This window comes from Synechococcus sp. Cu2B8-bc1011 (assembly GCF_047302735.1).
Classification (GTDB): Bacteria; Cyanobacteriota; Cyanobacteriia; order PCC-6307; family Cyanobiaceae; genus Synechococcus_C.
Window position 1 is genome coordinate 491,301 of sequence record NZ_CP138915.1, and the last position, 11,817, is coordinate 503,117.

Here is an 11,817-nt window from a genome sequence, read left to right on the forward strand (position 1 = left end):
ACGCTTCAACGCCGGGGTCCGAAAGGTACAGATCAAGTGAAAGAAATTCCTGTATCAATTAGAACCATTTAGAAATTTCGAGGCCAAATACGCATCAATTTGGTATCTGTTGCAACACAAATTCTTCCACGCGATCAAGTCCTTCTTCAGTACGAAGATTGGTAAAGCACCAGGGTCGATTCCTCCGCATCCTTAATGTGTCCTGTTCCATGACTCCGAGGTCAGCACCAACGAAAGAGGCCAGATCGATCTTGTTAATGACTAATAAATCAGACCGTGTAATTCCAGGTCCACCTTTACGAGGAATCTTGTCTCCAGCCGCTACATCAATCACGTAGATACAAAGATCGACAAGTTCAGGACTAAAACTGGCCGCAAGATTGTCTCCACCGCTTTCAACCATCACCAGATCAAGTCCAGGAAATTGATGCTCCAGTTCACTCACAGCAGCTCGATTGATGGAGCAGTCTTCTCGTATCGCCGTATGAGGGCACCCCCCGGTTTCAACCCCACGGATACGCTCAGGCTCCAATGCACCTGAGCGCGTGAGGAATTGAGCATCCTCTTGCGTGTAGATGTCATTGGTCACAACTGCTAATTGCAGGCGATCGCGCAATCTCCTGCAAAGCGCTTCCACGAGCGCTGTCTTGCCTGAGCCCACCGGACCGGCGACTCCAAGCCTGAGTTTGCTGCTCATCAGCTCCGGAACAAACGTGAATACAACTCAGCATGAGCCAACTGGGCGAGCCCTGCACCAACACCACCACACCAAAGCGTGTGCGGATCTTGATCCTTTAAAACACTCGCCTGATCACGAATCATCGGCAACAGTCGCTGCTGAATCCGTTGAGCCGTGGTGGGACCCAGCGGCACCAAGCGGACCGCCGCACTGAGCTGATTTGCAACCCAGCCATAGAGATAACCCTCAACCATCTCCAGCTCAGAAATCTTCCACGACAGGGCAGCCCAAGCCCAGGCCGCAGGCCACGCCAAAACCAATGGCTGAGGCAATGGATGTCCAAGATCAGCCATCAACTTCAGCAAAGAACCACCCATCTGTCCTTGCTGAGCACGCATCTCAGCCGACTCCCTCAAAGCCAGCAACCACCCATCGAGACTGATCAAGTCACTGGGCATTTCTAACCTTTTTTCCTCCCAGCTTTGAAGCTGAACACGCAACGGGGTTAGCGCCGCAGCCTCCAACCTCAATGCACCCCTCTGAAGCTCAGCTTCAATCCACTGTTGAAGATCGAATTCGTTGATCAAAGAACCATCCTGGATCAAGACTTCAAGACCTTCGGAATAACTAAAAGCACCAACAGGCAAAGCAGGGCTTACCAACTGCAATAACGCAAGCGATGTCATGCGTGCTGATGGGCGATATAAGCACCGCCTTCCGGCATGAATGAACGACAACACCGTGTCAGCTTCAATCCACGACCCTTAAGCATGGTTTCGAGTACGGAGTCATTCAGTAACAACAGCTCATTCTCATGCAACTCAAGTGCCACATGGCGATTCCCTAGGTGATAGGCAGCCTCCAGCAATGCCAGCGGCGTTGCTGCTTCCACCCGCAACAACTCCTCAAGAGCAGCGGTTACCAAAACATGCACCTGCTCATGCGCATCGGTGAGGCGATCACCAGGCATCAAGGCTCGCTCGCGCGGCAGCTGCAACAACACGTCTCGACCACAAGCAGTTCGACGACGTCCACGCAGCACCGTGCGCTGATCCGCGCTCAACGGCAACTCCATCACAGCGAGGGAGCCGTTCGGCCACGGCTCTTCAGACAAGAGGCGATGGTCCAACACGGTCAAGCCAACATCCAAGGGTTCAGACAACCAACGAGATCACGCCACAAAGACTGCCCAAACAGCACGCCATCATTTGGTAGTCCTTGTTACAGAGCTGAGGAGAGTTGGCGTCGAGCGTGCGTTGATGCAACGACTTGATCCATGGCACGGCACCTGCAACCTGCAGTTTGTTGCGGGCAGCAGTGGCAGTCAATTTCAAGGGGGCTGCACCGCCCCCTTGAAATTAATGCGGGCCGAACGGGGCGAGAACGGGCGTTGCGAGCTGCCACTGCTTCATACCGCTGGTGGCCTTGTGGGGGGAGACCAATTGAGCATCAACCTCGGCTTAAGACCAAACAGTCGCTGCTTACTCACAAGCGTGGCCGCGCAAAAGATCTATGGATCCATAGGTCGAAGCCAGCTCCATCCGCTGGGAACTTGGGCCCGCCAACAGGTCTCGGCAGAGCTTGATGCGGATAGTGATTTGGAATGGCTTCCGCAAGAACTTGTGCTCTATGCCGATGCTTTGTTTGAACAAAACCTCAGCGTCACATTGCCCATGGATGGATCCTTTCTCAGCGCTGAAATTGTGCGTCTCGGACGCACTGCCGCAAACGAAACATTGGGACAGGGATGCTGGAGATCAGACGTTCAAATCCAACGCCAAACGTCTGAGGGAAGGCGTTGGGAACTTGTTGACAGACTCGAAATCAGCGACGACGCGCTGAAGGGGTTCCATGGACTCAATCAACAACCTGTCTTCGGCACCTTGGTTTGGGCTGCACCCTTCCCTCTCCAAACAACCAAGATCAACAACCTCCTCGATGACATTCGCCAAGATCGAAAGGCTCTCGAAGGACAGATGCATTGCGGCGCACTCCCTCAGGGACTGATCGCCCGATACAGCGGCTTCTCCAGTCGAGATGCCCGTTTCTGGTTCAGCAGGATTTGGGCTCGCACCCGTCAAGCGCGAAACCTGGCATCGCCAAAGATTCCCAGGGTCTGGCCTTTACAAGAAAATCCATTGAGGCCATAAGGGTTCACATTGAACATTCCGCTGCCCAAGAGCGATAGAAACTAAGAGGAGTGCAAGGTCACCATGCACCTCAGCCCCCAGGAAAAAGACAAGCTGCTGATCGTCACGGCTGCGCTCTTGGCAGAACGTCGTCTCCAGCGCGGCCTCAAGCTCAACCACCCTGAAGCTGTGGCATGGCTCAGTTTCTTGGTTCTAGAGGGAGCACGCGATGGGAAGAATGTGGCCGACCTTATGCAGGAAGGCAGCACATGGTTAAGCCGCGACCAGGTGATGGAGGGCATTCCAGAGTTGGTCGATGAAGTCCAAATCGAGGCTGTATTTCCCGATGGGACCAAGCTCGTGACCCTGCATGACCCTATTCGCTAAGGCTTCTTCTGATGGCACCCCTGATCCCCGGTGAATTGTTAGCGGAACCCGGCGAACTTGAACTCAACGCCAACAGAGAGGTCACGACCCTCACCGTTGCCAACAGCGGAGACCGCCCCGTGCAGGTGGGATCCCACTTCCATTTCCAAGAAGCCAATGCTGCCTTGATCTTTGACCGTGACGCTGCACGCGGTCAAAGGCTTGACATCCCAGCCGGTACGGCCATTCGCTTCGAGCCAGGTGACAACCGCGACGTGAGTTTGATCCCGTTTTCTGGAGCACGCCGCGTGGTCGGTTTTAACGGAAACATCAACGGACCCCTCGACGCCTGATTCATGCCCTATCGCATCTCCCGCCAGGCCTACGCCGAAACCTATGGGCCAACCACTGGAGACCGCATTCGTTTAGCGGACACCGAACTCATCCTCGAAGTGGAAAAGGACTTCACCACCTACGGCGATGAGGTGAAATTTGGCGGCGGAAAGGTGATTCGCGATGGGATGGGCCAATCCCAAACCTCCCGGGCTGAAGGAGCCGTTGACACCGTGATCACCAATGCCCTCATCCTTGATTGGTGGGGCATCGTCAAGGCCGATATCGGCCTCAAAGATGGCCGCATCGTCGGCATCGGCAAGGCAGGGAACCCCGACATCCAGAGTGACGTCAGCATCGTGATCGGGCCAGGCACGGAGGCCATTGCCGGTGAAGGACACATCCTCACGGCAGGTGGCATTGACACCCACATTCACTTCATCTGCCCCCAACAGATTGAAACAGCTCTGGCCAGCGGGGTGACCACACTAATGGGCGGTGGCACGGGACCCGCCACCGGAACTAATGCAACCACCTGCACCCCAGGTGCATTTCACATCGGCCGAATGCTGCAGGCAGCAGAAGGACTTCCCGTGAACCTGGGCTTTTTCGGCAAAGGAAACGCCAGCACTCCAGAAGCCTTGGAGGAACAAGTACGAGCGGGAGCCTGTGGCCTGAAGCTTCATGAGGATTGGGGCACCACACCTGCCGCGATCGATGCCTGTCTGTCCGTTGCTGACCAGATGGATGTGCAGGTTTGCATCCACACCGACACGCTCAATGAAGCCGGTTTCGTGGAAGACACCATCGCAGCCATCAAGGGACGCACGATTCATACCTTTCATACCGAAGGTGCCGGAGGCGGGCATGCGCCAGACATTATCAAAATCTGCGGAGAAGCGAACGTGCTGCCAAGCAGCACCAACCCAACCAGGCCCTACACCCGCAACACTCTCGAGGAACACCTCGACATGTTGATGGTGTGCCATCACCTTGATCCAAAAATCCCAGAGGACGTGGCCTTTGCAGAATCACGCATCCGCCGCGAAACCATTGCTGCTGAGGACATCCTTCACGACCTCGGCGCCTTCTCGATCATCGCTAGCGACTCCCAAGCAATGGGACGCGTGGGAGAGGTGATCACACGCACCTTCCAAACAGCCCACAAAATGAAGGTTCAACGCGGCGCCTTACCAGAAGACTCAAGCCGAAACGACAACCACCGCCTCAAGCGCTACATCGCCAAAGTGACGATCAACCCAGCAATCGCCCATGGCATCAGCAGTCAGGTGGGTTCCGTGGAAACAGGCAAACTCGCCGACCTCGTGCTTTGGAAACCAGGATTCTTTGGAATACGACCTCAACTCGTTGTCAAAGGCGGGTCAATCGTCTGGGCCCAAATGGGTGATGCCAATGCCTCAATCCCCACGCCTGGTCCAGTCCACGGCAGACCGATGTTTGCTGCCTTCGGCAAAGCGCTTGCACCCAGTTGCCTCACCTTCATGAGCGATGCGGCCATGAACGACAACATCCAAAGCAAACTTGGACTGGAACGCACCTGTATTGCCGTAGAAAACACGCGTGACGTTGGCAAAAGTGCTCTGAAGCTCAACTCTGCACTACCAAGCATGAGCGTGGATCCACAGACCTATGAGGTGTTCGCCGATGGCGAGCTCCTAACCTGCGAACCAGCGGAGGTTTTGCCTCTAGCCCAACGCTATCTGCTGCTTTGACAACACTTGCTCCCACGTTGCTGGTGGTGCAGCACATCGATCGCGAAGGTCCTGATTTAGTCGCAGAGATAGCGCTGGAGCAGGGAATGAGCATTCAGACCATTCGCCCTGATCAGGGAGAGCCACTCCCCGACCCAATCAGTACTCAAAACACAATCGCTCTCTTGCTCGGAGGGCCCATGAGTGTCGAGGACCGACATCAAGATGCGCTGGCATGGATGCAACGGGAATTGGAATGGCTCACTTTTTGGCATCAACAACAAAAACCAGTTCTAGGAATCTGTCTGGGCGCACAACTCCTGGCGGTCGCTGCCGGTGGCTCCGTGAAACCGTTGCAAGTGGGACTGCCGCCTCAACCGTTGAAAGAGGTTGGCTTCGGAGCCATTCATTGGCAGACGGAACCGAGCCAAGAACCACTGTTAAGGGGATTACAACCCAGTGAAATGGTGCTGCATTGGCATGGTGATCGCATCCAGCTTCCTCCAGCAGCAACCTTGCTGGGCTCATCACTTCATTGCCCAGAACAAGTGTTCCGAATTGCCAAACATGCGGTTGGCTTGCAATGTCACTTTGAACTGAGCAGGTCCAATCTCGAGCGCTGGATTGAAGAAGACCATGACACCATCGTGAGCGCCATGGGTCCGGAAGGACCCGAGCAATTACGACAAGACCATGAGAGATTCGGTGAATCAGTGCAACAACAAGGACGCATCTTTATCAGAAATACCTTGAGACTCCTTTCTGCACGCACAACCAAACCATAAACAGGCCAAATGGGCCAACAATGAAGTGACCCTCACAAGGGGTTCACGCTGAAGCTAATACCACATGCAAATGGCTCAGGCAACTCACACTTAGGCCTAAAAAAGAAGAATTCGAGCCCAATTTATTCATACAATTGATCAGAAGCCAAGGACAAAAATCAGCTCTACCGCAGCAATTCAGAAATCAGTAGCAAACAACACCGGCCAAGGTGGGCTCAAAGCGATTGGATAGGTATGACAAACAACGATTCATGCGATGTTCAAGGAATACCAACCATCGCATGGATATGACGAGTATTTCTGCAAAAAGCAGGCTGCCCCACGTGCTGACTTGGAGCCTCTACTCAACTCGCTAGGCCAAATCGGCATGGCCGAGCTCCAACACAATCATGCCTGCGCCAGCAATCTGTTAAGACGCCTGGGAGCCACGTTCCGAATCAACGGATCAGGAGCACATGCAGACGAACGAATCCTCCCTTTTGATCCGTTACCAAGGCTGATTCTCAAACGAGAGTGGGGGATTTTGGAAGAGGGTTTGCTGCAACGACTGGAAGCAATTGATCATTTTTTGGCCGATATTTATGGACCGCAACACATCCTCAATGACAACGTCATTCCACGGGAAGACGTTGAAAGCTCACAAGGTTGGCGTCCAGAAATGCAAGGTATTTCATTACCACTGGGACGATGGTGTCACATTTCTGGACTGGACTTGATCAGGGATGGAGATGGCAACTGGCGAGTACTGGAGGACAACTTACGATGCCCTTCAGGAGTTGCTTATTTCCTCGAAAATCGTCGTGTCATGAAGCGATTATTTCCGAGTCTTTTTGAAGGGCGACAAATCCAAGCAATCGATGATTATCCTTCCCATTTACTACGAACATTGCAGGATCTAGCCCCATGGAATGACGCTCCACGTGTGGCTCTTCTTACTCCAGGAGTCTTCAACAGTGCTTATTTCGAACACAGCTACCTCGCACAGCAAATGGGAGTCACGCTTGTGGAAGGCAGAGACTTGATCTGCGAAAACGAACATGTATGGATGCGCAGCACAGGAGGATTACAACATGTCGATGTGATCTATCGACGCATTGATGATGATTTTCTGGACCCCAAAGTGTTCCGCCGAGATTCCGTCCTTGGAGTTCCTGGCCTCATGGACGCAATGCGCAAGGGAAACGTAGCGATTGCCAATGCACCAGGCACAGGTGTTGCCGACGACAAGCTTATTTATGCCTACGTGCCCGAGATGATTCGCTACTACCTCGATCAGGAACCAATCATCGACAACGTGCCCACTTACCTCTGTTCAAAGCCAAATGACTTGACCTACGTGCTGGAACACCTCAACTCACTCGTCGTGAAATCAGTCGCTGAAGCTGGTGGCTACGGGATGTTGATCGGCCCCCACTCCTCAACAAGCGAAATCGAGGCCTTTGCCGAGAAGATCAAGGCCCATCCACGCAATTTCATTGCACAGCCCACATTGCAACTCTCGACCGTTCCCTCTCTCAGTGAGGGTGAACTCTATCCATGTCATGTCGACTTACGTCCGTATGTTCTGCGCGGAAAAAGGAACTGGGTCAGTCCAGGTGGACTCACCCGCGTCGCCTTAAGACGTGGATCTTTAGTCGTGAATTCATCCCAAGGTGGCGGTTGCAAAGACACCTGGGTGGTGAGCGATCGTCACGCACCAGTTGAACATCGGGAGGCCATGCCGTGTTGAGCCGGGTCGCGGACTCCCTCTATTGGATCAACCGTTTTGTGGAGCGCGCCGAAAACATCTCTCGCTTTCTTGAAGTAAGCGAAGCAATGTCTTTAGACAATCCCAGCAGCAATGCTGAACCCTGGTTGCCATTAATCGATGCAAGCGGTGATCGCCAGCTTTTCGATCAAAGCTATCCACTTCGATCGCCACAGGATGTAAGGGGTTTTCTGCTCCTTGACCGCAACAACCCAAACAGCATTGTGAGCTGCATCTCGAATGCCCGTGAGAACGCCCGTCAGATCCGCGATGTGATCTCTACAGAGATGTGGGAACACATCAATGAGCTTTTTTGGAGTCTTCAGGATGGAGAAGTCCTTTGGAGAGAACCAGACCTAGAGCAACTGCGCACGATTCGTCGTGGTTGCCAACTTTTTTATGGCATCACTGACGTCACACTCAGCCGCGATCATGCCTGGTTGTTTAGCCGCCTAGGTCGGCTCATCGAAAGGGCTGATAAAACCTCGAGAATTCTTGATGTGAAGTACTTTCTGTTGCTGCCTGACCCGAGCGCAGTAGGTGGCGTGCTGGATGAGCTGCAATGGATTGCTCTTCTCCGTTCCGCTGGTGCTTATCAGATGTATCGGCAGAGCGTCCAACAAGCCATCAGTCCCACTTCGGTGGCCCATTTTCTTCTGCTTGATCCGATTTTTCCCAGATCCGTACGGTTTTGCGTACAGGAGATCAACGACACCCTTGAGTGCATTCAACACAACTCTATTCCAGGATCACCTGACGAGCTCGAATGCCTACGCGGTCAACTTGTAGCCAAGTGGAGTTACGTTCGCATCGAACCACTCATCAACCGCGGATTGCATGAAGCGATTGATCAGCTGCAGAACGATCTCAATCAACTGCATGGGCTGATTCATAACAACTATTTCACCACCCCAGCTCTCACACCTCAGGACCTCTCAACCATTTCGAAAGATCCCTCATGCTCATTGAGCTAACTCACAACCTCACGTATCGATACGACGCACCGATCAGCCTTGGCGATCACCGACTGTGCCTCCAACCAAGAGGTCATGGTCATCAGCGGCTACTCGAGCACAGGCTGATCGTCTCTCCAGAACCAAGCCATCACCACGCGCTCGTAGCAGCAAGTGGAGACGAGATTCGACGGGTTCGCTTTCAAGGCACGACAAGTCATTTATGCATTGAAGCTCACAGCAAAGTGGAAACTCAAATGGCAATGCCCCTTGAAGAATGCTTCAACCCACTCAATCCTCCGCTCCCCTATCCTCGCGGACATCTCAATCGTGACCTGCACGGAGCCCTAGAGGGCTGGCTGCCTAACGGTCAGCACGATCCGTCAGCCGTCGCCCTAGCCCAAGACGCATTAATGGGAGGGAACCAGCAAACCTTGCCGTTTTTGATCCAACTGATGGAAACCATTCAAGACAGGGTGAAATACACCGAGCGACATTTAGGTCCAGCCTGGCCAGCCGGCCGAACCTTGAGAGAAAGAGTGGGCTCTTGCCGAGATTTAGCAATGTTGATGGTGGAATGTTGTCGTAGCGTTGGGCTACCAGCACGATTCACCAGCGGATATCAACTCATCGATCCTCCTCCTGCTGACTATGACCTACATGCTTGGGCCGAAATTTATCTTCCAGGAGCCGGTTGGCGTGGTTTTGACCCAAGCTCTGGAAGTGAAATCAACGAGCGCTATATCGTCCTGGCCAGCTCATCAAAACCAGAACTAACTGCAGCTGTTTCTGGAAACTTCACTGGCCCACCAAATACAAGCAGCACACTCAACTGGACGATCAAGGCACAAATCGCAGACATGAAGCACGATGACACTGCGATGAAGACAGCTCAAGCAGCCTGAAGGACAGGTTCAAGACCATGCAAAAGAGGAGGTGCTGCAGCTTGTGACGTTGCTTGATAAAGCCTTGGAATCTTCAGGCTGTTGTAAACACGGAACTCTCTGTCTACACAAACATTGGAATTTCGCTTGGCCTGATTAAGAACAACAGACCCATCAGGATCCGATAAAGAGCGATGAAATGTTCCTCTTGGAATATTGAGAATGTCACCCCCACTGTCCAAACGAACGATATGAAAAGGTTGCTCCCAAGCCAAGTTCACCAAATAAAAAGTTCTTCCACCACTTGCGGCGAGAAGATTATCGTCCTGATGAGGATGCAGATAAAACTGCCATGCCCCACTGTCTTCAGCATCCGGCGGACTCACCGCTGGCCCACGGTGAACAACTAAATCGCGAGCATTCGAATCAGGAATCGTGACATCAAAAAAACGAACAGATGGGGTATCTCGAAAACGCGTATACGGAATAAGCTCGAACATCTCAACAAAGATTCAGAAACCAGATTTAACGCCGATATCTCTTTCAATCCGTAGCAAAGGCCACTCATCCACCCAAATAAGCCATCTCAGCATGATGATTGCCAACCTGCATTAATCCACGATCTTCACTAAAACGATCAGAACGGCCCGTCCACAGCTGAGTCATCACCTCTGCAAGCTCAGAATCGGAGACATCCATACGTAGCCATCGGCGCAAATCAATGCCTTCACTTGCGAATAGACAGGTAAATGCTTGCCCATCAGCAGTGATCCTAAGACGATTACAATCAGAACAGAATGGCTCCGTAATTGATGCAATTGTGGCAATAGACCCTTCACCATCTTGATAAAGCCATTGGCTACTTGTTCCCCCAGGTTGTCGACCAATAGGTTGAAGCGGCCAATGGCTGTGAAGGAGCTGAATCATCTCAGTGGCTGGCATCACCTGATCAAGACACCAACCATTCCGATTCCCAACATCCATGTATTCGATCAAACGCAATTCCATCCGCTGCTGACGAGCCAGACGAGCCAAAGGAATCAATTGATCATCATTGCGACCACGCTGAATCACAGCATTCAGCTTGAGGGCACCTTCATCAGGCTCGTACCCGGCAGCACGGGCAGCATCAATGCCTGCCAACACACGCTTGAATAATTCAAGCCCAGCCTCCGCTCCACGACGAAGACCGGCCATTCTGGCGATACTTTCAGCATCTACAGCATCCAAACTAATGGTGATGCGATCAACTCCCAAAGCACGCAGTTGTTGAGCTTTCGCGTCATCAAGGAGTGATCCATTCGTCGTAATTGCTAGGTCTTTTAATCGAGACAGGGGATGGCCGGGCGTTGCTCTACCAACCGAAAGCGCCTCGAGGAGCGGCCAAAGTCGATCGGTTAAAAGAGGCTCACCACCTGTTAGACGCAAAGTATGAACCCCTAAAGCGCACGCCGAATGAATCAATCGCAGCTGATCTAAAGTTGACAACAAGCCCTGCGGCTCCACACTATCCGGACAGCAATATGGACACGCTAAATTACAACGAGCAGTGAGAGATAGCCTCAACACTCCGAGAGGCCGATCGAGCAAATCAATCACCGATGATGGCTGCATCATTCATCAAGCACTGTGAGATCAGCAGGGCAATTAGCGTTGCGCAATAGGGCCTCAGGAAGTACGAGCGTCTGATACGGCACTTGATGAAGCCAATCGAGCATTCTCAACTGATCAGAAGCCAATTGAAGCAACATGGTGGTCTGATAAACACTGTCATTGGGATAGATGGCAAACAGGGGTTGAAGTCGGTTCCCGTCATGCGACACCAGCGCAACGGAGGGATTCTCCCTCCAGACTCCAATCAGCTGATCAAGAGTCGTGGATTCCAACCAAGGCATATCGACAGGCATCACTAACAAACCTAGGGCCTTGGTCTTACCAAAGACAGCCGAAAGTGCAGCCAATGGTCCCTTACCAGGAAAAGGATCTGACCTGCATGTCACACCATCCAGCGCTGAAGCCAACAGGTCATGGCTTGAATGCGAACTGACCACATGAACAGCCAGACCCTGTTTTCGACTCAATTCAATGCTACGAGTCAACCAACAGCCACCTTGCGGATGAGGAATCAACGCCTTGTCACGCCCCATGCGTCGGCTCAATCCGCCAGAAAGCACGCAAGCCTCAAGATCCTGCACCAACGAGAAATCAGCCATCTAAACCATTATCCGG

14 protein-coding genes are annotated in these 11,817 nt (G+C 52.7%); 8 read left to right on the forward strand and 6 right to left on the reverse strand.

Features of this window, described 5'->3' with window-relative positions; genetic code table 11:
* Positions 1–94: 94 nt before the first annotated feature.
* The 3 genes from ureG to ureE are packed head-to-tail and all read right to left on the reverse strand — an operon-like array spanning position 95 to position 1,829.
* Entirely contained in the window at positions 95–697 is a 603-nt protein-coding gene (gene ureG, locus SIC18_RS02580; protein ID WP_048347543.1) for an urease accessory protein UreG, read from the reverse strand.
* Positions 697–1,365 (reverse strand): urease accessory protein UreF, encoded by a 669-nt coding sequence (locus tag SIC18_RS02585; protein WP_048347544.1) that lies wholly within the window; start codon positions 1,363–1,365, stop codon positions 697–699. The genes ureG and SIC18_RS02585 overlap by 1 nt, the downstream gene beginning before the upstream one ends.
* The gene (gene ureE / locus SIC18_RS02590) at positions 1,362–1,829 is read right to left on the reverse strand and encodes an urease accessory protein UreE (protein ID WP_413430088.1); all 468 of its coding nucleotides are present in this window, start codon (positions 1,827–1,829) and stop codon (positions 1,362–1,364) included. The genes SIC18_RS02585 and ureE overlap by 4 nt, the downstream gene beginning before the upstream one ends.
* 109 nt (positions 1,830–1,938) lie before the next feature.
* Between ureE and SIC18_RS02595 the strand changes: the two genes are divergently transcribed.
* From SIC18_RS02595 to SIC18_RS02630, 8 genes are all read left to right on the forward strand, one after another.
* On the forward strand, positions 1,939–2,829 hold the full coding sequence (locus SIC18_RS02595) for an urease accessory protein UreD (protein ID WP_250395447.1): 891 nt from the start codon (positions 1,939–1,941) through the stop codon (positions 2,827–2,829).
* 63 nt (positions 2,830–2,892) lie between these two features.
* Positions 2,893–3,195 carry an urease subunit gamma gene (locus tag SIC18_RS02600; protein ID WP_011620764.1) on the forward strand — a complete coding sequence of 101 codons (303 nt, stop codon included), beginning with the start codon at positions 2,893–2,895 and terminating at the stop codon, positions 3,193–3,195.
* Positions 3,196–3,206: 11 nt separating this feature from the next.
* On the forward strand, positions 3,207–3,527 hold the full coding sequence (locus SIC18_RS02605) for an urease subunit beta (RefSeq protein ID WP_048347546.1): 321 nt from the start codon (positions 3,207–3,209) through the stop codon (positions 3,525–3,527).
* Between the two features lie 3 nt (positions 3,528–3,530).
* The gene (ureC, locus tag SIC18_RS02610) at positions 3,531–5,240 is read left to right on the forward strand and encodes an urease subunit alpha (RefSeq protein WP_413430089.1); all 1,710 of its coding nucleotides are present in this window, start codon (positions 3,531–3,533) and stop codon (positions 5,238–5,240) included.
* Entirely contained in the window at positions 5,237–6,004 is a 768-nt protein-coding gene (locus SIC18_RS02615) for a type 1 glutamine amidotransferase (protein WP_413430090.1), read from the forward strand. The genes ureC and SIC18_RS02615 overlap by 4 nt, the downstream gene beginning before the upstream one ends.
* Before the next feature lie 256 nt (positions 6,005–6,260).
* Positions 6,261–7,733, forward strand: a complete 1,473-nt coding sequence (locus SIC18_RS02620) for a circularly permuted type 2 ATP-grasp protein (protein ID WP_413430091.1) — start codon at positions 6,261–6,263, stop codon at positions 7,731–7,733.
* Entirely contained in the window at positions 7,727–8,725 is a 999-nt protein-coding gene (locus SIC18_RS02625; protein WP_048347550.1) for an alpha-E domain-containing protein, read from the forward strand. Before SIC18_RS02620 ends, SIC18_RS02625 begins: the two co-directional genes overlap by 7 nt.
* On the forward strand, positions 8,710–9,609 hold the full coding sequence (locus SIC18_RS02630) for a transglutaminase family protein (protein ID WP_048347551.1): 900 nt from the start codon (positions 8,710–8,712) through the stop codon (positions 9,607–9,609). Before SIC18_RS02625 ends, SIC18_RS02630 begins: the two co-directional genes overlap by 16 nt.
* Here the strand turns inward: SIC18_RS02630 and SIC18_RS02635 are convergent.
* From SIC18_RS02635 to SIC18_RS02645, 3 genes are all read right to left on the reverse strand, one after another.
* On the reverse strand, positions 9,597–10,088 hold the full coding sequence (locus SIC18_RS02635) for a hypothetical protein (RefSeq protein WP_048347552.1): 492 nt from the start codon (positions 10,086–10,088) through the stop codon (positions 9,597–9,599). The two genes, SIC18_RS02630 and SIC18_RS02635, sit on opposite strands and share 13 nt — an antisense overlap.
* Before the next feature lie 64 nt (positions 10,089–10,152).
* The gene (locus SIC18_RS02640; RefSeq protein WP_413430092.1) at positions 10,153–11,205 is read right to left on the reverse strand and encodes a GTP 3',8-cyclase MoaA; all 1,053 of its coding nucleotides are present in this window, start codon (positions 11,203–11,205) and stop codon (positions 10,153–10,155) included.
* A complete protein-coding gene (locus SIC18_RS02645) occupies positions 11,202–11,801 on the reverse strand; it encodes a molybdenum cofactor guanylyltransferase (RefSeq protein ID WP_413430093.1) in 600 nt (199 codons plus the stop codon). The genes SIC18_RS02640 and SIC18_RS02645 overlap by 4 nt, the downstream gene beginning before the upstream one ends.
* Between the last annotated feature and the right edge of the window lie 16 nt (positions 11,802–11,817).

Bases quoted from the DNA above. Each gene is read 5' to 3' on its own strand.
- ureG (WP_048347543.1), bottom strand. From the start codon at position 697: ATGAGCAGCAAACTCAGGCTTGGAGTCGCCGGTCCGGTGGGCTCAGGC.
- SIC18_RS02585 (WP_048347544.1), bottom strand. From the start codon at position 1,365: ATGACATCGCTTGCGTTATTGCAGTTGGTAAGCCCTGCTTTGCCTGTT.
- SIC18_RS02595 (WP_250395447.1), top strand. From the start codon at position 1,939: ATGCAACGACTTGATCCATGGCACGGCACCTGCAACCTGCAGTTTGTT.
- SIC18_RS02600 (WP_011620764.1), top strand. From the start codon at position 2,893: ATGCACCTCAGCCCCCAGGAAAAAGACAAGCTGCTGATCGTCACGGCT.
- SIC18_RS02605 (WP_048347546.1), top strand. From the start codon at position 3,207: ATGGCACCCCTGATCCCCGGTGAATTGTTAGCGGAACCCGGCGAACTT.
- ureC (WP_413430089.1), top strand. From the start codon at position 3,531: ATGCCCTATCGCATCTCCCGCCAGGCCTACGCCGAAACCTATGGGCCA.
- SIC18_RS02620 (WP_413430091.1), top strand. From the start codon at position 6,261: ATGTTCAAGGAATACCAACCATCGCATGGATATGACGAGTATTTCTGC.
- SIC18_RS02630 (WP_048347551.1), top strand. From the start codon at position 8,710: ATGCTCATTGAGCTAACTCACAACCTCACGTATCGATACGACGCACCG.
- SIC18_RS02635 (WP_048347552.1), bottom strand. From the start codon at position 10,088: ATGTTCGAGCTTATTCCGTATACGCGTTTTCGAGATACCCCATCTGTT.
- SIC18_RS02640 (WP_413430092.1), bottom strand. From the start codon at position 11,205: ATGATGCAGCCATCATCGGTGATTGATTTGCTCGATCGGCCTCTCGGA.
- SIC18_RS02645 (WP_413430093.1), bottom strand. From the start codon at position 11,801: ATGGCTGATTTCTCGTTGGTGCAGGATCTTGAGGCTTGCGTGCTTTCT.